Origin of the sequence: Butyrivibrio sp. YAB3001 (assembly GCF_900112195.1) — a bacterium.
Lineage (GTDB): Bacteria > Bacillota > Clostridia > Lachnospirales > Lachnospiraceae > Butyrivibrio.
Genome location: NZ_FOKR01000013.1, coordinates 1 through 20,160 on the forward strand (window position 1 = coordinate 1; position 20,160 = coordinate 20,160).

A 20,160-nucleotide genomic window follows, 5' to 3' on the forward strand; every position below is an offset into this window, starting at 1 on the left:
TCAAACTAAATATTGTTTATGGCTATATTTGTTTGTATGGGGTCTTAGCTCAGCTGGGAGAGCATCTGCCTTACAAGCAGAGGGTCACAGGTTCGAGCCCTGTAGGCCCCATTATACTGACAAACACAATTCGTGTGTAAGCCGATGTGGCTCAATTGGCAGAGCAGCTGATTTGTAATCAGCAGGTTAACGGTTCGAGTCCGCTCATCGGCTCTATATGGATGGCTTCCCGAGTGGCCAAAGGGGACAGACTGTAAATCTGCTGCAAATTGCTTCGGTGGTTCGAATCCACCGCCATCCAGTTTTCTTTAGTTGAAACCACTAAAGATATATGCTATCATAGATAGCGGTTTTAAAATTCATATTGACGCGGGGTGGAGCAGTCTGGAAGCTCGTCGGGCTCATAACCCGAAGGTCATAGGTTCAAATCCTGTCCCCGCTACTTATGCCTAGATAGCTCAGTTGGTAGAGCAGAGGACTGAAAATCCTCGTGTCGTTGGTTCGATTCCGACTCTAGGCATTTTTTTTATTAATTTTTAAAATGTAACGAAAAAATTATCTTGTTTTTTTATTTATTTAATAATAGAGAGGGTAGTTTTGTGGTAATATTATGAATTAGTGAAGAAATAACGTAAGTTTTATGAGAGGGAATTCATGTATAATATTGCCAGGGAAGACAAGGAAGCTTTAAAGAAAGTATTAGATATTAAGAATTATGATGAAGATACTTTTGATCCTGAATTGTTAAATAGATTAGAAAGCAACGATGAGTATAGGAAAGTACTTTGTAAGTACGGGAATGATATCTTATCGTCAGAACAGTTTACAAGATTAAAAGAATTTATTCAACATGGAAACGTTACAGTTTTTGAGCATAGTATACATGTTGCATTGTGTGCAATTAAGATATGCAGATGGCTGGGAGTACATTGTAAGGAAAGAGAATTGATAAGAGGGGCATTGTTACACGATTACTTTTTGTATGATTGGCATATAGCTGATGCACCCGGAAATCTGCATCCTAAGTTGCATGGTTTTTATCATCCCGGAATTGCATTAAGGAATGCAACAAGAGATTTTATATTAACAGAGCGTGAAAAAGATATAATAAGAAAGCATATGTGGCCACTGACAGTTAATCCTCCAAGATGCAGAGAGGCATGGATAGTTTGTCTGGCTGATAAATATGCTTCAACTCTGGAAACCTTAAAGCTAAAGAAAGGAAAAATAAGAGTTAATTATGCCTGATTTATACCAGAATTTAGTTTCTTTGGCAGAATCAGATGTTTATCCATTTCATATGCCCGGTCATAAGAGAAATATTGAGAGCACCCCGATGAAGGGTGCTTTTCGTTGTGATATAACAGAAATTGATGGTTTTGACAATCTTCATGATGAATCAGGAATTATACTGGAGGCTGAGAAGAGAGCAAACAGTATCTACGGAAGTGAGGAAACTTATTTCCTAATTAATGGAAGTACTTGTGGCGTATTAAGCGCTGTTTCAGCAGTCATGAATGAAGGCGAGACAATACTTGCTGCGAGAGGTTGTCATAAATCATTTTATAATGCGGCATATATAAAAAATTTGAATATAAAATTCCTTCCATATAAATTAAACTGCAAATATGGGATTCCTGAGGTTTATAACGCTCAAGAAATTGCTGTTTGCATAACAGATGATGTGAAGGCAGTTTTTATAACATCACCTACATATGAAGGAAAATGCTCGGACCTTAGAGGAATAGCAAAGATATGTCATGAACATGGAATTCCACTGATCGTTGATGGTGCGCATGGGGCACATTTTGGTTTTAAATGTAAAAATGAATTAGCAAATAACGGAGATGCTTTTTACAAACAATTACCTGAAAGTGCAATAGAGCAAGGGGCTGACATTGTTATCCATAGTCTTCATAAGACTTTGCCTTCAATGACGCAGACGGCGTTATTGCATATCCAGGGTAAACTTGTTGACAGAGATAGGGTAAAGAGGTTTTTACGAATATATCAAACAAGCAGCCCATCATATATTTTGATGGCTTCGATTGATTTGTGTATAAAATATATAATGGAAAATGAATCTGAATTTGTAGTAAGATTAATTAAAATAAGAAATAAACTACAATTTGCTCTAAAAGATTGTGTCAATATTGAAATTCCGGGGAAAAATATAATAAATGATCCTGCAAAAGTGGTAATTTATGTAAAAAATGGGGCTATCACAGGGCAAAGGTTATATGATATACTTCGTGAGAGATATAACCTTCAGATGGAAATGGCAGGAGAAAAATTCGCGCTTGCTATTATTACAGGCTGGGATACTGATGATGGAATAGAGAGGCTGATAAATGCCATAAAAGAAATTGATGCTACTATCTCAGAATCTTATTCTGGTAAGCATAAAACAGGTAATCAGGATAATAAATCAGATATACAAAATGAATTCACAACAGATGAGAATTTAAGTAATAGAAAAAACGTTATTATATCTGATTTACCGGACAAAAAAATGAATATAAAAGAGGCGTGGGATTCTGAAAAGGAAGTAGTGGATCTTGAATCTGCACAAGGGCATATTTCAGGCGAGTTCGTGAATTTGTATCCGCCTGGAATACCGATACTAGTTCCCGGAGAAGTTATATCTGGCAGCATTTTAGAAGAGATAAAGCAATACCTGATCAATAACATGAATGTTCAGGGATTATTAGATAGAAAGGGTTTTTTATGCGTAAAACAAAAATAATTTGTACAATTGGTCCAGCAAGTGAGAGTGAAGAGAAATTACGTGAGATTATGCTCGCAGGAATGAACGTTGCTCGATTTAATTTTTCACATGGATCTCACGAGGAACATAAGAGAAAGTATGACAGAATCAAAAAACTGAGAGATGAGTTAAATCTTCCTATTGCTGTTATGCTTGATACAAAAGGACCTGAGATAAGGCTTAAGGATTTTGAAAATGGCAAAGAAATGCTTACAGCCGGACAGCGTTTTACACTTACATCCAGAGACATATTAGGTACAAATGAAGAAGTTGCCATTACTTACAAGGAGCTTACAGCTGATTGTAAGGAAGGAATGACAATTCTTCTTGATGACGGACTTATTGAATTAAGAGTTGAGACTGTTACTGATACTGACATCATTTGTACTGTAGTTAATGGTGGACCTATTTCTGATAAAAAAGGTGTAAATGTACCGGGTGCTGAGCTTACTATGCCTTATCTTAGTGAACAGGATAAGAGTGATATTGAATTTGGCTGTGATCAGGGATTTGATTTCGTTGCAGCATCTTTTGTAAGAACTAAGGAAGATGTATTGGCAATCAGAGATATTCTTGATTCTAAAAACAGTCATATGAAGATTATAGCTAAGATTGAAAGCACGCAGGGAATCAACCATTTAAAAGAAATTCTTGAAGTTGCAGATGGAATCATGGTAGCACGAGGCGATATGGGTGTAGAGGTTCCATTTGAAGATGTTCCTGTTATTCAGAAGGAAATGATCAAATTGGCAGAAGCAGAGGGAAAATATGTAATTACTGCAACACAGATGCTGGATTCTATGATTCATCATCCACGTCCAACAAGAGCAGAAGTTACAGACGTTGCCAACGCGATTTACGACGGTACTACAGCAATCATGCTTTCAGGTGAAACCGCATCCGGTGATTATCCGGTTGAGGCAGTTAAGACAATGGCAAGAATTGCAGAGAGAACAGAAGCTGATATTGACTATGTTGGAAGACTGCGCAAGAGAGATTATGCACCGGGTGATTCTACAACAGCTATTTCACACGCAACTTGTAACATCGCTGCAGAAGTAAATGCAGATGCAATCTTAACAGTTACAATGTCAGGCTTTACAGCCAGCATGGTTTCCAGATATAAACCAAATTGCCAGATAATTGCATGTACGATTAATCCTACAGTATGCAGACAGGCAAATCTTATGTGGGGAGTAGCGCCTCTTCATATAAGACAGGAAGATACTGCTGATGAGTTGTTTAAAGAAGCTATTAACGCTGCAAAAGGCGCTGGTTACCTCAAGGAAGGTGACAAAGTTGTATTGACCGCAGGTGTTCCACTGGGTATTCCGGGCAGAACTAACATGATTCGTGTCGAAGAATTATAATGATATTGAGTGGGATATAAATGGGGAAGATATTTCTTTTGATGGGAAAAAGCTCATCAGGTAAGGATACGATTTATAAGCATCTGATCAGTGATGAGAGCCTGAGATTAAAAAAGGTTATTTCATATACAACCAGACCTATGCGGGACGGCGAAAAAGAAGGGGTTCAATATTTCTTTAAGACTGAGAATGACTATCAGAAGCTTAGAGCTGGCAAGAAGATTATTGAAGAGAGAACATATCACACTCAGTATGGCGAGTGGCGATATTTTACTGCAGATGATGGTCAGATTGACTTGAATGGTGGTAATTATTTAATTATAGGTACGTTGGAATCATTTTGTTCAATAAGAGATTATTTTGGAAAAGAAGTTGTTGAACCGATATTAATTGATGTAAGTGCCAGGAATCGAATACATAGGGCCATGGCCAGGGAAGATAAAGAGGAAAGGCCTAAGTATGATGAAATGTGCCGCAGGTTTTTAGCTGATGAAGAAGATTTTAGCGATTCCAGGATAATTGCTGCGGGTGTGAATAAAACCTTCGATAATAATGGTTCTATAGATAAATGCATTGAAGATATAAGGAGCTTTATTACTGAGTGTTTTTGATGGATGGGAGGTTTGTAAATGGATATTAAAGTGAATAATATCGGACAGACTACTCAGACCGCTCAGGTTTCGGAGCAGGTACAGGATGCAACCGGCGATTTTAAGTTTGTTTTGACGAGTAAACTTGAGGATGCTAATCTTGCTGAACGTCTTAATCTTATGATGCAGGATATTGTGCAACAGGGCAACAGGATATCCAAGAAAAATGATATTAAAGACATGCAGAGATATCGTATTTTGATCAAGGATTTTATGAATGAGATAGTTTCTAGATCGCATGTTTTTTCCAGAGAGAATTTCCTTGACAGGAAAGGAAGACATCGAGTTTACGGAATTATCAGACAGGTTGATAAAGAACTTGATGAACTGGCAAAAGAGTTGGTTAAAGATGAGACGGATAATATAGCGATCTTAGCCAGAATAGGTCAGATTCAAGGTCTTTTACTGGATATATTTACATAATAATAATTAGTAAAATGCTACTATTGATTGAGGGGAGAAATAATGGCGGAATTTTCCGACATAATAGGCCAGGAACAGATTAAAGAGCATATGCAGAATGCTCTTAAGACCGGGAAAATATCGCATGCATATATTATTTCCGGAGAAAATGGATCCGGCAAAGAATTTATAGCAAAGATTTTTGCAAAAACTATCCAATGTGAAGAAAAAGAGGATAGAAATGGTTTTATAGAGGCGTGTAATAAATGTCATTCATGTATTCAGGCTGAAAGCGATAATCATCCTGATATTATTACAATAACCCATGAAAAACCGGCGAGCATCGGTGTTAATGACATTAGAGATAAATTGCGTGATGATGTTGTCATAAAGCCATATGCAAGTGAACATAAAATATATATAATCCCTGAAGGTGAAAAGATGACTCCGGCGGCACAAAATGCGCTATTAAAAACACTGGAGGAACCACCTTCATATATTGTTATTATTATTTTGACAAATAATATAAATGCTTTTTTACCGACTATTACGAGCAGATGTATTCATTTGTCTATTAAGCCTGTGCAGGATGATCTTATCAGGCAATACTTGATGGAAGAATGTCATGTTGTTGATTATAAAGCAGCACTCTGCGCTTCTTTTGCAAAAGGAAATGTGGGAAAAGCGCTTCAACTTGCATCAAATGAGAAATTCGAAGCTTTAAAGAATGCTACAATTGAGCTTATTTCCAAGTTAAAGGGGCTTGAGATTCATGACATGATGGACAGAGTTCATGAGATACTTAGTCCTGACGAGGATGATGAAAAAAACAGTAAGAACGGCATAGACATTTCACAATTGGAAGATTTTTTGGACGTGTTACTATTTCTTTTCAGGGATATTCTGGTATATAAGGCTACAAATGAAGAGGAACACTTGATTTTCTCGGATAAACTATCGTATATTAAAGATGTTACCCAGAATTGTACGTACGATGCAATTAATCGTATTATTGGAAATATGGAGATTGCTAAAAATCGCATAAGTTCCAACGTAAATATAGATTTGGCCCTAGAGCTTATGCTCATAGGTATTAAGGAGACTTTATGGCAAGAGTAATCGGCGTGAGATTCAGAACTGCCGGGAAAATATATTTTTTTTCACCAGGGAAATATGAAATAAAAAAGGGTGATCATGTTATTGTCGAGACAGCAAGAGGAATAGAGTATGGAACTGTTGTTGCCGAGCCCAAGGATGTTGACGATAGCGAGATTATAAAGCCACTTAAAACTGTTCTTAGAACTTCAAGTACGAAGGATGATGAGCAGGAGAAAACAAACAGAGAAAAAGAAAAAGAAGCATTTAAGATCTGTCTTGAGAAGATAAAAAAGCATAATCTTGAGATGAAGCTTATTGATGCGGAATATACTTTTGATAATAACAAGATTCTTTTCTATTTTACAGCAGATGGAAGAATAGATTTTAGAGAATTGGTCAAAGATCTGGCAGCAGTGTTTAAGACAAGAATCGAGCTTAGACAGATTGGTGTCAGGGACGAGACAAAGATTATCGGAGGATATGGTATTTGCGGAAGACCTTTGTGCTGTCACTCATATCTTTCTGATTTTGTTCCGGTTTCAATCAAGATGGCGAAAGAACAGAGTCTTTCTCTTAATCCGACAAAGATATCGGGGGTTTGTGGAAGGCTTATGTGCTGTCTTAAGAATGAGGAAGATGTCTACGAAGAGCTGAATAGAAAGATGCCCGGAGTGGGCGACTTCTGTAAGGCGAAGGATGGACTTGAAGGGGAAGTATCCAGCGTTAATATCTTGAGACAGACGGTTAAGATTCTTGTAGATGTGGATGATGAAAAAGAGGTTCACGAATACAAGCTTGAAGAACTTGAATCAATAAAGAAGAAGCAGAAGAAAAAGAATAATAAGAAAAATGCTCAGGACGAAGAAGAGATGAAAGAACTTGAAGCTCTTGAGAAGATTGAAAAACAGGAAGGAAAGTCAAAACTTGGGGACAATTGATCTAAACCCCGGAGAGAGACTTGATGATCTTCAAAGGAATGGATATAAGATTATTCAAGATCCGGAAAAATTTTGTTTTGGAATGGATGCTGTTCTTTTGTCAGGATTTGCACAGGCGGCAGAAGGCTCAAGGGTACTTGACCTTGGGACTGGAACTGGAATCATACCAATATTGATGGCGGGAAAGACAAAGGCAACTGAACTTATCGGTCTCGAGATTCAAGAGGCAAGTGCAGAGATGGCAAACAGAAGTGTAATCCTTAATGATTTACAGACAAGAGTCAAAATTGTTCAGGGCGACATTAAGGAGGCAGGTCAGATTTTTGGAGCTGCCTCTTTTGACGTAGTAACCAGTAATCCGCCATATATGATAAATAGTCATGGACTGCAAAATCCAGATGCTCCTAAGGCTATTGCCAGACATGAAATCCTATGCGATTTAAATGATGTGATAAAGTCTGCAGCAAAATGTCTTAAGCCGGGAGGCAAGTTTTATATGGTGCACCGGCCGTTCAGGCTTACTGAGATAATGGTTTTGATGAGAGAATACAAGCTGGAACCAAAACGTATGAGACTTGTTTATCCTTTTGCTGATAAAGAGCCAAGTATGGTTTTAATTGAAGGTGCAAGAGGTGGAAAACCAAGGATTACTGTGGAAAAGCCTTTGATCATTTATGAAGAACAGGGCAAATACACTTCTGAAATATATGATATTTATGGGTATTGATGAATATGCAGGGTAAATTATATTTGTGTGCTACACCGATCGGTAATCTCGAGGATATGACTTTCAGAGTTCTTGAGACTTTAAAGAGCGTTGATCTTATTGCAGCAGAAGATACAAGAAACAGTATAAAGTTGCTTAATCATTTCGATATTCATACAGAAATGACAAGTTATCATGAATATAATAAGTACGATAAGGCTGCCTGGCTAATCGAGAAGATGCAGAGCGGTTTAAATGTTGCGCTTATAACAGATGCAGGAACACCTGCTATCTCAGATCCGGGAGAGGTTTTAGTTGCGGAGTGCCACAAGGCGGGAATAACAGTCACTTCTTTGCCGGGACCTGCTGCATGCATCACTGCGCTGACACTCTCCGGGCTTAGCACAAGAAGATTTTGTTTTGAAGGTTTTTTGCCATCACTGGATGATAAAAAAGCCAGAAAAAGGATACTTGAAGATTTAAAAGATGAGAGTCGTACAATCATTGTGTATGAAGCACCGCATCATTTAAGAGCTGTACTTGATGATCTTTTTGAGTGTCTGGGCGACAGACGGATATCAATATGCAGGGAACTGACAAAGAAATTTGAAGAAGTTAATCCGACTACTATTTGTGAAGCAATTTCTTTTTATAAAGAAAATGAGCCAAGAGGCGAGTACGTGCTTGTTATTGAAGGGAAAAGCCTTGAACAGCAGGATGAGGAAAAGAGATTATCCTGGCAGGAGATGAGCATACAGGATCATATGAAGTATTATGAAGATGCAGGAGTATCTCATAAGGATGCAATGAAGAAGGTTGCAGCAGACAGGGGAGTCGGTAAACGCGAGATATATCAGGCACTTTTAGAAGAGTAAAAGGTATGTAAAAAAGGAGGAGTTATGGGAGAGGAAAAGACATATGTAGCTAAAAGGCCGCCAATGGGGTGGAATAGCTGGGACTGCTACGGAGCCAGCGTAAATGAAGAGGCATTATTGGGAAATGCCAGATACATGGCAGAGAATCTCAAGGATTATGGATGGAAATATGTAATATGTGATATTCAGTGGTATGAACCGGCAGCAGATTCTCATGCATATCATAAATTTACAGATCTTGAAATGGATGAGTATTCAAGGCTTATTCCGGCTGTGGACAGATTTCCTTCTTCTAAGGATGGAAAAGGTTTTGCGCCTATTGCGCAGCAAATTCATGATATGGGGCTTAAATTCGGAATTCACATTATGAGAGGAATTCCAAGGCAGGCTGTTCATAGGAACACTAAATTACTGGGAACTACTGCTACAGCAAGGGATGTTGCGCATCCGGCATCTATTTGCCTGTGGAATACAGATATGTACGGCGTTGACGCAAATGCTGAAGGTGCACAGGAGTATTACAATTCTATTTTTAAGATGTATGCCGAGTGGGGCGTTGACTACGTAAAGGTAGATGATATCGCAAGAATTGATTGCGGACCTGAGGCTCCCGGTGCAGGTTTTTCAGAAATCACACTGATCAAGAAAGCAATTGCTAATTGTGGAAGATCTATGGTCCTTAGTCTTTCTCCAGGACCTTCAAGAGTTGAGCAGAAAGAGTTTTTGCTTGAAAATGCAAATATGTGGCGAATGACAGACGATTTTTGGGATAAATGGGATCATCTTTACGGTATGTTTGAAAGATGTCACGCATGGGAAGGCGTAGGAAGAAAGGATCATTGGCCAGACTGTGATATGCTTCCTTTAGGCCATTTGTGTGTTTGCACGGACGAAAATGGTGAAAAAGGTCATTATACTCATTTTAGCAAAGATGAGCAGAAGATACTTATGACACTTTGGTGTATCTTCAGATCACCGCTTATGTTTGGCGGAGAAATGAGGGATAACGACGCATTTACGCTTTCTCTTTTGACTAATGAAAAGCTTCTTAATATGCATAAACATGGACGCAAGCCGTTACAGGTTTCCAGAAAAGATGATATTGTTATCTGGAAAAGTGAAACAAAGGATGGAAAGCTTTATGCTGCAATCTTTAATATCGGAGAAAAAGAAAACAAGGCAAAGATAAAGTTTAAGGATTTGGGAATTGAGGCAAAAGATGAGGTTTCTGCAGTAGAAATCTGGAATGGTCTTGAACTGATATTGAAGGATAAAACTTCTTTGAGCATGAAGCCACACACCGTAATGTGCTTTGAGATTGAGAAGTAAGTATGATAATAAAAGAATAACAATAGTAATATATAAAGAGTAAGAAAGTCAGAAATACTGAAGCCTTTCTTACTCTTTTTTTCTTGATTTTACTTAATTTTTATGAAAATTGCAGCTTTCCATTTTAGACTTATTTTATACAATTTTGACTCAAAATTATTGTGAAAAGATGGACTTTGTAGTATAAATGTAGTAGTGGGCTCAATTTGCCCAACAATTACAATGTGTAAATGCAAATTGCAAATAAATAAGAAGAGAGGTCACGAAATGGCAAACATCGATTTAAGCCAGTATGGCATCACAGGTACTACCGAAATAGTTCACAACCCTTCATATGAGATGTTATATGAAGAGGAGAAGAAGTCTGACCTTACAGGCTATGAGAAAGGTGTTGACACTGAACTCGGCGCTGTAAACGTTATGACAGGTATCTACACAGGTCGTTCACCTAAAGATAAGTATATCGTTATGGACGAGAACTCAAAGGATACTGTTTGGTGGACAACTGACGAGTACAAGAATGATAACCACCCAATGAGCGAGGAAGTTTGGGCAAAGGTTAAAGAGCTTGCTAAGAATGAGCTTTGCAATAAGAGACTTTTCGTAGTTGATGCATTCTGCGGTGCTAACAAGGATTCACGCATGGCAGTTCGTTTCATCGTTGAAGTAGCTTGGCAGGCACACTTCATTAAGAACATGTTTATTGTTCCTACAGAAGAAGAGCTTGCAGATTTCAAGCCAGATTTCGTTGTTTATAATGCTTCTAAGGCTAAAGTTGAGAACTATCAGGAACTTGGACTTAATTCTGAGACTTGCGTAGCATTCAATATTACAAGCCGTGAGCAGGTTATCATCAATACATGGTACGGCGGAGAAATGAAGAAGGGTATGTTCTCAATGATGAACTATTACCTTCCTCTTAAGGGCATGGCTTCAATGCACTGCTCAGCTAACACAGATATGGAAGGTAAGAACACAGCTATCTTCTTTGGTCTTTCAGGAACAGGTAAGACAACTCTTTCAACAGATCCTAAGAGACTTCTTATCGGTGATGACGAGCACGGCTGGGATGACAACGGTGTATTCAACTTTGAAGGTGGATGCTATGCTAAGGTTATCGGTCTTGATAAAGAGGCTGAGCCTGATATCTACGGCGCAATCAAGAGAAATGCTCTTCTTGAGAACGTAACAGTAGCTGCTGATGGCAAGATTGATTTCGATGATAAGAGCGTAACAGAGAATACACGTGTATCTTATCCTATCGATCATATTCAGAACATCGTTCAGAAGGTTAATAAGATTTCTGCAGGTCCTGATGCTAAGAACGTTATCTTCCTTTCAGCTGATGCGTTCGGAGTACTTCCTCCAGTATCAATCCTTACACCTGAACAGACACAGTACTACTTCCTTTCAGGCTTCACAGCTAAGCTTGCTGGAACAGAGAGAGGCATCACAGAGCCTACACCTACATTCTCAGCTTGCTTTGGACAGGCATTCCTTGAACTTCATCCTACAAAGTACGGTGAAGAGCTTGTTAAGAAGATGCAGAAGAGCGGAGCTAAGGCTTATCTTGTTAACACAGGTTGGAATGGAACAGGCAAGAGAATTTCTATTAAGGATACTCGTGGAATCATCGATGCAATCCTTAATGGCGATGTAAACAAGGCTGAGACAAAGAAGATCCCGATCTTCGATTTCGAAGTTCCTACATCACTTCCTGGAGTTGATCCTGCAATTCTTGATCCTAGAGATACATACGCTGATGCTTCTGAGTGGGAAGCAAAGGCAAAAGATCTTGCTGAGAGATTTACAAAGAACTTCAAGAAGTACGAAGGCAACGATGCTGGTAAGGCTCTTGTAGCAGCTGGTCCTAAGCTTTGATAAAAAATGAAATTACTGATTGATTTATAGAAATATAAATAAATAGTAAACTACAAACAGAGAGTGGTTTCCATAGGAGGCCACTCTTTTTTATGTGCAAAAAAACGTAAAAATCATGTTTTTAAATTATCTATTTTTCGCAAACAATTAAATTTGTATTATATACAGTTAATTTCCAATTTAGAATATTCAGATATTTTTAAGCTAAAAGCATCATTTTCAGATAATACCATGATGATTTTTATGATAGCAGGTTCCTTAAAATGTAACCATGAAGTCATCATATCTTTATAACAACATTACGAGGAAATCGCCTATGAAAAAAAGATTTGATACAAAACAAAAATCTACATTCATTGTAAAAGTGATGGACTGCCAGAATGGCACATGGCAGGGGAAGATCATTTACGCAGAAGAAAACAGAATAAGATATTTCAGAAGTATGCTGGAGATGATCAAGATGATCGATGAAGTTGTGGGTGAATCTGAGATGGATGAGAATGCATCAAATCTATAAGCCGAAAACTTAAATAAGTAACTGTAAACCGGACAGCAATAGTAATCAACAAAAAGCGAATCAATTGTAAGGAGGCCGTGAATATGTTAAGAAAATGGAACCGATTTTTAGCTATCTTTTTGGCATTTACATTGGTTACTACAACATTTAACAGTAACTATGCGAGTGTGCGTGTATATGCTGAAAATGAGGAAGGTTCTGAGCAGACTGAGGATCCGCAGGAAATTGCTGAGAATAATGAAGGTTCAGAAGAATCCGGTGAAGCTACTGCTGTAGATGAACAACAGGAAGAGTATTCTGAAGAACAGCAGGAACCACAGGATGGTCAGGGAGACCAGGAAAATCAGCAGGAATCTCAGAGTGATCAGGAAGAACAATCAGAAGAGGGAAATTATGCTGAAGAAGTTCAGGAAAATCCTATGGATGGAGTTCAGTTATTTACCCAGTCTGAGGAAAGTGCACCCGAAGATTTGCAGGATGCTTCTCAGAATACTGAAGATGGACAAACTGATGAAAATGCCCCGGCAGAAGATGAAAATCCTGAGGGTGTAGGTCTTTTGACAAATAATGAAGAAGACTCAAATGAAAACCAGTCTGATGATCAGATTGTTGGAGGCGACACAAGTGAAGAAACTTCGCAGGAACAAGAACAGCAGGAGGTTGTTGAAGAATCTGCTGGAGAGATAAAAGAAGATGTAGAAGAGTCGAAAGACGGTTCAGAGTCAAAAGAGGAATCAGAGGAAAAGCAGGAAGAGGAAGTTCAAGAGAAAGAAAAGCAGCAGGAGGAAGCACAAGAAGAGGAAAAATCAGATGAACTTCAGGACGAGAACAAGCAGGGAGAGGATAAAGCAGACGTTGATTCTGAAAACAAGGATGAACAGACAAATATAGAAGATGGTAAGGATGGCGAAGAGGATAATGACGCCACTTTAGATAATAGCGAAGAAAAAGAAGAGGATGAAACAGAAGATTCTTCCAAGAAAAAGGGTAAGAAAAAATCCAAAGGCGAAGATGAAGTAGAAGAAGATGAGGAAGAAGTAGAGGAAGTAGAAGAGACTGAAGAACCTAAGCCGGAAGCTGAAGAAGAAAAGAAAACCATAACTATCATATATAGAGCAGGAGAAGGCGGTAAGGTTGAACCTGAGACAAATGAGGTTGCAGATGGAGAGGAACCGGAAGGCTCAGTAGCAACAGCGTTTGAAGGTTATGCTTTTGTTAACTGGACACAGAATGGTGAAGAAGTTTCAAAGGATGAAAGTTTTATACCAGGCGTTGACCAGATAGAAAATGAGATAGTATTTGAGGCTAATTTCGAGCAGGTAATCGAAGAAGAGACTACGGAAGAAATACCCGAAGAATTAGTCACAATAACATATACTGCAGGAGAAGGCGGAAGTGTTGATAAGGATAGCGAGACTATCGATATCGCTGATGAGAATGCGAAATTTGAAGGCGCAAAAGCTACTGCAGAGGAAGGCTTTATCTTTAAGAACTGGACAAAAGACGGAGAGGAAGTTTCCACGGATGAATTATTTGTGCCTGATGCTATGCAGGTTGAGGATGGAACTACTTTTAAAGCCAACTTTGAGAGCGAATATGTTAAGAAACTTGTTTCAATAAAATATCGCAGCACAGAGGGCGGCTCAGTAACTAAGGATGAAGAGAAAATTGATCTGAATAGTACTGAGATCGTGATCGAAGGTTCTACAGCAGAAGCTGATGAGAATTACGAGTTTGAAAACTGGAAGGATGAAGCCGGAAATATAGTGTCTGAGGAAAAGACTCTGATCCCGGTCACACCAGAAGAAGATATTATCTACACAGCATATTTTAAAGAAGTAATAAAGATGCCTGCAAAGGAGTTTTCCGGAAGGGCAGCAGGTATTAATGTTTCGGTGAAGGCAGAGGAAGGCACTTTCCCTGAAGGAACTGAAATGATAGTGACTCCTGTTTATGATCAGGAAGTTCTGGATATAGCTGCTAATGCAGTTGAAAATGAAACAGAAGGCGTTGTTGAAACAGTTATAGCTGTTGACATTACGTTCATGTATAAGGGCGAAGAAATACAGCCTGAAAAGCCGATCAGTGTAATGTTTACTTCAGATGCAATTGCTGAATCAGAGGAAACAAACGTTGTTCATATCGATGATGAAGGCAATGCAGATGTTATTGGCAGTGATGTAAGCGGAGATACAGCAGAAGTCAGTGCTGAAAGTTTTTCAATCTATGTAATCGTAACAACAAATCCTGAAAGCCGCAGAATCAATGTTAAGTTCATGAACGGCCAGTCAGAGATCGCATCCATGTTAGTAAAAGAAAATGATGATATGGAGCAGGTTCTTTACGATCCCGGCGTTGGAAATATTGACGAGAACGTTTCTTTCAGAGGATGGACACAGAAACAGGATTATACACCTGAAGATACATTTTTAACTATAGATGAAGTAAGAGCTGAGATCAGTGCAATGCTTCCTCCTGATCAGGATGAAGTAGTAGTTACTTATTATGCGGCACTTATCAGACAGTATACAGTTTCTTATCTGGATACAAATGATGCATCTCTTGGACAGAGCTCCGTTGAGCTTCGCGCTGATATTACAGGCGAACAGGCAAATATTCAGTATGAAGTAAATATGGCATACTCACCTGTTGATGAGCTTCATGCATTCCAGGGATGGAAAGTAAAAGAGGGTGGAGACCACATCGTAAGTGTAGCAGGTCAGCCTTACAACAGCCAGAGCGAAGTAAAGATCAAGAATGAAACACTTATAGTGATAAATGGCGATGTTACCTTTAAGGTAGATGCTCCTCAGGGAAATTGGCTGATATTTAATGAGAACGGCAAAGGCGGAAAATATAATGCTCCACAGTTTGTTAAGACCGGTGAAGTTACAAAGAAGCCATGCGCAGACACAGAAATGACCAGATTTGGTTACGTTTTTGGCGGATGGTATGAAGCAGAGGTTTATACAGAAGCTGATGGCGATCCTGATAAAGTTGGAGAGCCTAAGAAGGATGAAAACAACAATGTAATCCTTAAGCCACAGCAGTTCGTATTTGGAAGAACATTATCCAAGAATACAACTATTTATGCGAAGTGGAGTAATAATACAACTGCAAGTTATACAGTAATCCTTTGGACACAGAACCTGTCCAGGGATGGTTATGATCTTAAAGAAGCCTATGTAGTACCGGATGGCAGAGTTGGTCAGAACATTCCTTACAGAATTGTTGATAATGGGGATGAAGATTATGTTAAGGTTGGCAATAATCTTAATGTAGATAAAAAATACACAGGCTTCTGCGCAAAAGAGCCTGAGAAGAGAGAAGTTAAGATCACACCGGAAGGCGATGCAGTTCTTAATATCAAGTTTGACAGAATTAAATATAATCTGAAATTTTATTACTACAGAGACAGTGGAAACGGAAATAATAGATACCAATGCGCACATAATTCTGATAGAGGCGAAAATGTATGGGGCATAGTTACATGGCATAATGCAACTAATACACATCCTGAACAGACCTATGGACCTGACCAAAGCGAAACTGTTGGTTCGTATATCGGACATTACTTCGTCCTTAGTGCATATTATGGACAGGATATATCAAACATGTGGCCAAGATACGAACAGATTACTAACCCAGGCGGAAGTGATCCGGTAAGTTTTGTAATGATGAATGGAACCGGTCTCAAGCCAAATGCCACAAATAATGGATCCGGAACCGTTAAAGGTATCATTTCTGTAATGGATGAAAAGATACTTGGTCAGACAAATAACGCAAATGGAAACTTCCTGATTGTCAGATTTAGTAATTACAATCAGTGGAATTACCATATCTGGTTCGAAACAGTTCCCGGAGAAGATTATGGCAATAAGCCTAGAAAGGAATATAACGGAGTTGAGTATTACGAAGATCATGTGGTTACTCCAAGATCAAGTAATACAAATGTAGCTGAGCAAAACGCGCCTCAGTATGAAGGATATACAAATACCGGTAGGACTAATAAAGAATGGACTGGAAATGGAAGTTGGGATACCACTGAAAATGGTGTGAGAACATATCACATCAATTATATATACAGACGAACAAAGAGCAAAGTATCATTTATGGATGGTCTGTATGCAGATGGTAACGGTAATCCAATAAAGTATAAGAATGATAATATTCTTTTCCAAAGCCAGGAAATAAATCAAGGCGATGTAATACCTGAAAATATAAAGAGTTATAAACCTGATTTACCGTCAGGTGAAGAAGGATATGTATTTGAAGGCTGGTATACAGATACTTCGTTTAGTACACCATATCCGTTTACTTCTACAATGCCGATAGGTGGCATAACAGTTTATGCGAAGTGGCGTCAGGTTGAATACAGAGTATTCCTTCATCCTAATGCAGGGACAGATTCTACGCTTGATTGGGGAAATTATAACCAGTCAATGAGTTTCCGTATAGCATACAACGGAAAGGTCAGCGCGCCAACAGGAAGAAGAGAAGGATATATATTCGTTGGATGGTATCTGGATGAAGCTTGCAAGCAGGTATTTAATGCGGATGCATTCAGACTTAACAATGCAACAGTAACTCAGGAATATGACAAGACTACTCACTTTACAGATGATATGGATAAGTGGGGAAATGGAGCTACTTATAACAAGGACGTTGATCGTTTCTGGATAGAAAAAGAGTTTAATATCTACGCAAAATGGAGACTTACACTTGATGGAGCAGAGGGAATCAACGTGGCATACAGCCTGGTAGATCCTGATGTTGCATCTGAGCCGGTAGGAACAGTTCCGGTTGATAGAAACAAATATGTTGATAACGCTAAGGCAGTTGCGGCAGCAGCAGTAGCAGCGCCTGAAGGATATCTGTTTAACGGTTGGGTAATGCAGAAGTGGGATAGTACAGCTAACAAGTACGTGGATGAAGGAACTTTAATTTATCCCGGACAGGAATACACAATACATGCTGCCTATGCAAAAGTTACAGATATGGAAGTTCCTGTAAGTCCGGATATTGATAAAGTATATGTAATACAGCTTAGAGCAGATTATAAGGAAAAAGAAAAAGCAACTCCAACCTTTATTCCTTGGTTTAAAAACGATGGATCAAGCGCATTCCATATTGATACAGCAGGTGCGGCAGACTATATGAACAGCACACTTCAGATAAATGAAGCAGTTGACATTCAGGCTCCGATAGATCCAGGTGATGCAAATGGCAGAGAAAAATATACCTTCAAGGGCTGGAAGAAAGTTGTCATTGGAAATAACCTGAATGACGCATATAGTTTCATGCAAAACGGCGCATGGACACAGAACATCACCACACCTGATTACAGATATGAAAATGGTAAGTTCTATGATGGTACTTCTTCTACAGTAGTTACAAAGGTTGCAGCTGACGAAAAGATGCCATATCAGGCACTGTTCGCAGTATGGGAAAAGAATGAATATACTCTTGACCTTGAAGGATATGAAGGCTTCTACAATGGAACGTCTCATTCAATCAAAGTGGTAAGTGATCTGCCTTCAGGAACAGTACTAAGCTATAGTACAGATAACGTAAATTGGAGTAGTGAGAATCCTTCCTTTACAGATGTTATTGAACAGACAGTTTATGTTAAGGCTGAAAATGCTAATTACTTCATAACCGGAGATGAAAGTGCTGTTGTTAAGATTAAGCCAATAGCTGTTACAATAACAACTGGAACAGATAGTAAAGTATATGATGGAACAGCTCTAACATGTGCAACAGCAGGAATAACAGGGATTATCGCTTCTGAGGTTTCTCAAGTAACTGTTACAGCAACAGGAAGCCAGACAGAAGTAGGATCATCAACAAATACCTACTCAATCAACTGGGGAACTGCAAAGGCTTCTAACTATACAATAAGTGAAAGCCTTGGAACACTGACAGTAAGTAAGAACAATGCAGCAGTAAAACTTACAGCAGCAACAGCTTCCAAGACCTATGATGGAACAGCACTTACAAATTCAACAGTAACTCCTTCAGGGCTTCCTACAGGTTTTACAGTAGAAGCAACAGCTTCGGGAAGCCAGACAGATGTAGGAAGCAGCGCAAACGTAGTAAATGATGGCTATGTTATCAAGGATGCACAGGGAAATGATAAGACAGCCAACTTTACAAACGTAACTAAGGTAAACGGAACACTTACAGTAAGCCAGGCAGAAGTAACTATCACAACAGGTTCCGACAGCAAAGCATATGATGGAACAGCGCTAAAATGCGCAACAGCAGGAATAACAGGACTTGTTGCTTCAGATGATGGTAAAGTGACAGTTACAGCAACAGGAAGTCAGACAGAAGTAGGATCATCATCCAACACCTATACAATTGACTGGGGAACAGTAAAGGCATCGAACTATAAAGTAACTGAGAGCCTTGGAACACTGACAGTAAGTGAGAATAGTGCAGCGGTGAATCTTACAGCAGCAACAGCTTCCAAGCCCTATGATGGAACGGCACTTATAAATTCAGAAGTAACTCCATCAGGACTTCCTACAGGCTTTACCGTAGAAGCAACAGCTTCGGGAAGCCAGACAGATGTAGGAAGCAGCGCAAACGTAGTAAATGACGGCTATGTTATCAAGGATGCACAGGGAAATGAAAAGACAGCCAACTTTACAAACGTAACTAAGGTAAACGGAACACTTACAGTAAGCCAGGCACAAGTAACCATCACAACAGGTTCCGACAGCAAAGCATACGATGGAACTCCACTTAAATGCGCAACAGCAGGAATAACAGGACTTGTAAATGGTGAAACAGCAATAGTTACAGCAACAGGAAGTCAGACAGAGGTTGGTGACTCCTCAAATACATATTCAATTGATTGGGGAACAACAAAGGCTTCTAACTATAAGGTAACAGAAAACCTTGGAACACTGACAGTAACAAAGTCAGAAGTACAGGTAATTCTTACAGCAGCATCAGATAGTAAGCCATATGATGGAACACCTCTTACAAATGATAATGTAACAGCAACAGGACTTCCGACAGACTTTACAGTAGTAGCAACAGCATCGGGAAGCCAGACAGATGTAGGAACCGGAGCAAATGTAGTAAATGACGGCTGGGTTATCAAGGACGGATCAGGAGCAGTTAAGACTTCAAACTTCACAAATGTTGAAAAAGTTAACGGAAAGCTTACTGTTAACGCAATACCGGTAACTATTACGACGGGTTCAGATAGCAAGCAGTATGACGGAACAGCACTTAAATGTGCGACAGCAGGAATAACCGGTCTTATAGCAGCTGATACATCAAAAGTTCTTGTAACAGCAACAGGAAGCCAGACAGAAGTAGGATCATCCTCAAATACATATTCAATTAGCTGGGGAACAGCAAAGGCTTCTAACTATACGATAAGTGAAAGCCTTGGAACACTGACAGTAAGTAAGAATAGCGCAGCAGTGAATCTTACAGCAGCAACAGCTTCCAAGACCTATGATGGAACGGCACTTACAAATTCAACAGTAACTCCATCAGGACTTCCTACAGGCTTTACAGTAGAAGCAACAGCTTCGGGAAGCCAGACAGATGTAGGAAGCAGCGCAAACGTAGTAAATGATGGCTATGTTATCAAGGATGCACAGGG

13 protein-coding genes and 5 tRNA genes are annotated in these 20,160 nt (G+C 39.1%); all 18 read left to right on the forward strand.

Annotation, left to right across the window (positions count from 1 at the left end):
- Positions 1-38: 38 nt before the first annotated feature.
- Positions 39-111, forward strand: a tRNA-Val gene (locus BM086_RS13515).
- A gap of 29 nt (positions 112-140) precedes the next feature.
- A tRNA-Thr gene (locus BM086_RS13520) sits at positions 141-213 on the forward strand.
- 6 nt (positions 214-219) lie between these two features.
- Positions 220-301 (forward strand) — tRNA-Tyr (locus BM086_RS13525).
- A 67-nt stretch (positions 302-368) separates the two neighbouring features.
- A tRNA-Met gene (locus BM086_RS13530) sits at positions 369-442 on the forward strand.
- Between the two features lie 5 nt (positions 443-447).
- Positions 448-520, forward strand: a tRNA-Phe gene (locus BM086_RS13535).
- Between the two features lie 134 nt (positions 521-654).
- Entirely contained in the window at positions 655-1,248 is a 594-nt protein-coding gene (locus tag BM086_RS13540) for an HD domain-containing protein (protein WP_092327645.1), read from the forward strand.
- 52 nt (positions 1,249-1,300) lie between these two features.
- Entirely contained in the window at positions 1,301-2,746 is a 1,446-nt protein-coding gene (locus BM086_RS13545; protein WP_242952214.1) for an aminotransferase class I/II-fold pyridoxal phosphate-dependent enzyme, read from the forward strand.
- Positions 2,728-4,137, forward strand: a complete 1,410-nt coding sequence (pyk, locus tag BM086_RS13550; RefSeq protein WP_092327651.1) for a pyruvate kinase — start codon at positions 2,728-2,730, stop codon at positions 4,135-4,137. Before BM086_RS13545 ends, pyk begins: the two co-directional genes overlap by 19 nt.
- A 20-nt stretch (positions 4,138-4,157) precedes the next feature.
- Complete coding sequence (locus BM086_RS13555; protein WP_092327653.1) at positions 4,158-4,748, forward strand: guanylate kinase; 591 nt, start codon at positions 4,158-4,160, stop codon at positions 4,746-4,748.
- Between the two features lie 18 nt (positions 4,749-4,766).
- The gene (locus BM086_RS13560) at positions 4,767-5,210 is read left to right on the forward strand and encodes a YaaR family protein (protein WP_092327656.1); all 444 of its coding nucleotides are present in this window, start codon (positions 4,767-4,769) and stop codon (positions 5,208-5,210) included.
- Positions 5,211-5,252: 42 nt separating this feature from the next.
- Positions 5,253-6,308: a DNA polymerase III subunit gene (locus BM086_RS13565; protein ID WP_092327659.1), complete on the forward strand. Its 1,056-nt coding sequence runs from the start codon at positions 5,253-5,255 to the stop codon at positions 6,306-6,308.
- Positions 6,296-7,225: a PSP1 domain-containing protein gene (locus BM086_RS13570; protein WP_092327662.1), complete on the forward strand. Its 930-nt coding sequence runs from the start codon at positions 6,296-6,298 to the stop codon at positions 7,223-7,225. Before BM086_RS13565 ends, BM086_RS13570 begins: the two co-directional genes overlap by 13 nt.
- Before the next feature lie 82 nt (positions 7,226-7,307).
- Positions 7,308-7,952: a tRNA1(Val) (adenine(37)-N6)-methyltransferase gene (locus BM086_RS13575; protein ID WP_442857341.1), complete on the forward strand. Its 645-nt coding sequence runs from the start codon at positions 7,308-7,310 to the stop codon at positions 7,950-7,952.
- 5 nt (positions 7,953-7,957) lie between these two features.
- Entirely contained in the window at positions 7,958-8,806 is an 849-nt protein-coding gene (gene rsmI, locus BM086_RS13580; protein ID WP_092327846.1) for a 16S rRNA (cytidine(1402)-2'-O)-methyltransferase, read from the forward strand.
- 24 nt (positions 8,807-8,830) lie between these two features.
- Positions 8,831-10,135, forward strand: a complete 1,305-nt coding sequence (locus tag BM086_RS13585) for a glycoside hydrolase family 27 protein (RefSeq protein WP_092327665.1) — start codon at positions 8,831-8,833, stop codon at positions 10,133-10,135.
- A 267-nt stretch (positions 10,136-10,402) separates the two neighbouring features.
- Complete coding sequence (gene pckA / locus BM086_RS13590; RefSeq protein ID WP_092327668.1) at positions 10,403-12,016, forward strand: phosphoenolpyruvate carboxykinase (ATP); 1,614 nt, start codon at positions 10,403-10,405, stop codon at positions 12,014-12,016.
- 316 nt (positions 12,017-12,332) lie between these two features.
- A complete protein-coding gene (locus tag BM086_RS13595) occupies positions 12,333-12,533 on the forward strand; it encodes a hypothetical protein (RefSeq protein WP_092327671.1) in 201 nt (66 codons plus the stop codon).
- An 83-nt stretch (positions 12,534-12,616) separates the two neighbouring features.
- On the forward strand, positions 12,617-20,160 hold a 7,544-nt coding region (locus tag BM086_RS13600), incomplete at its 3' end, for an InlB B-repeat-containing protein (protein WP_175560283.1).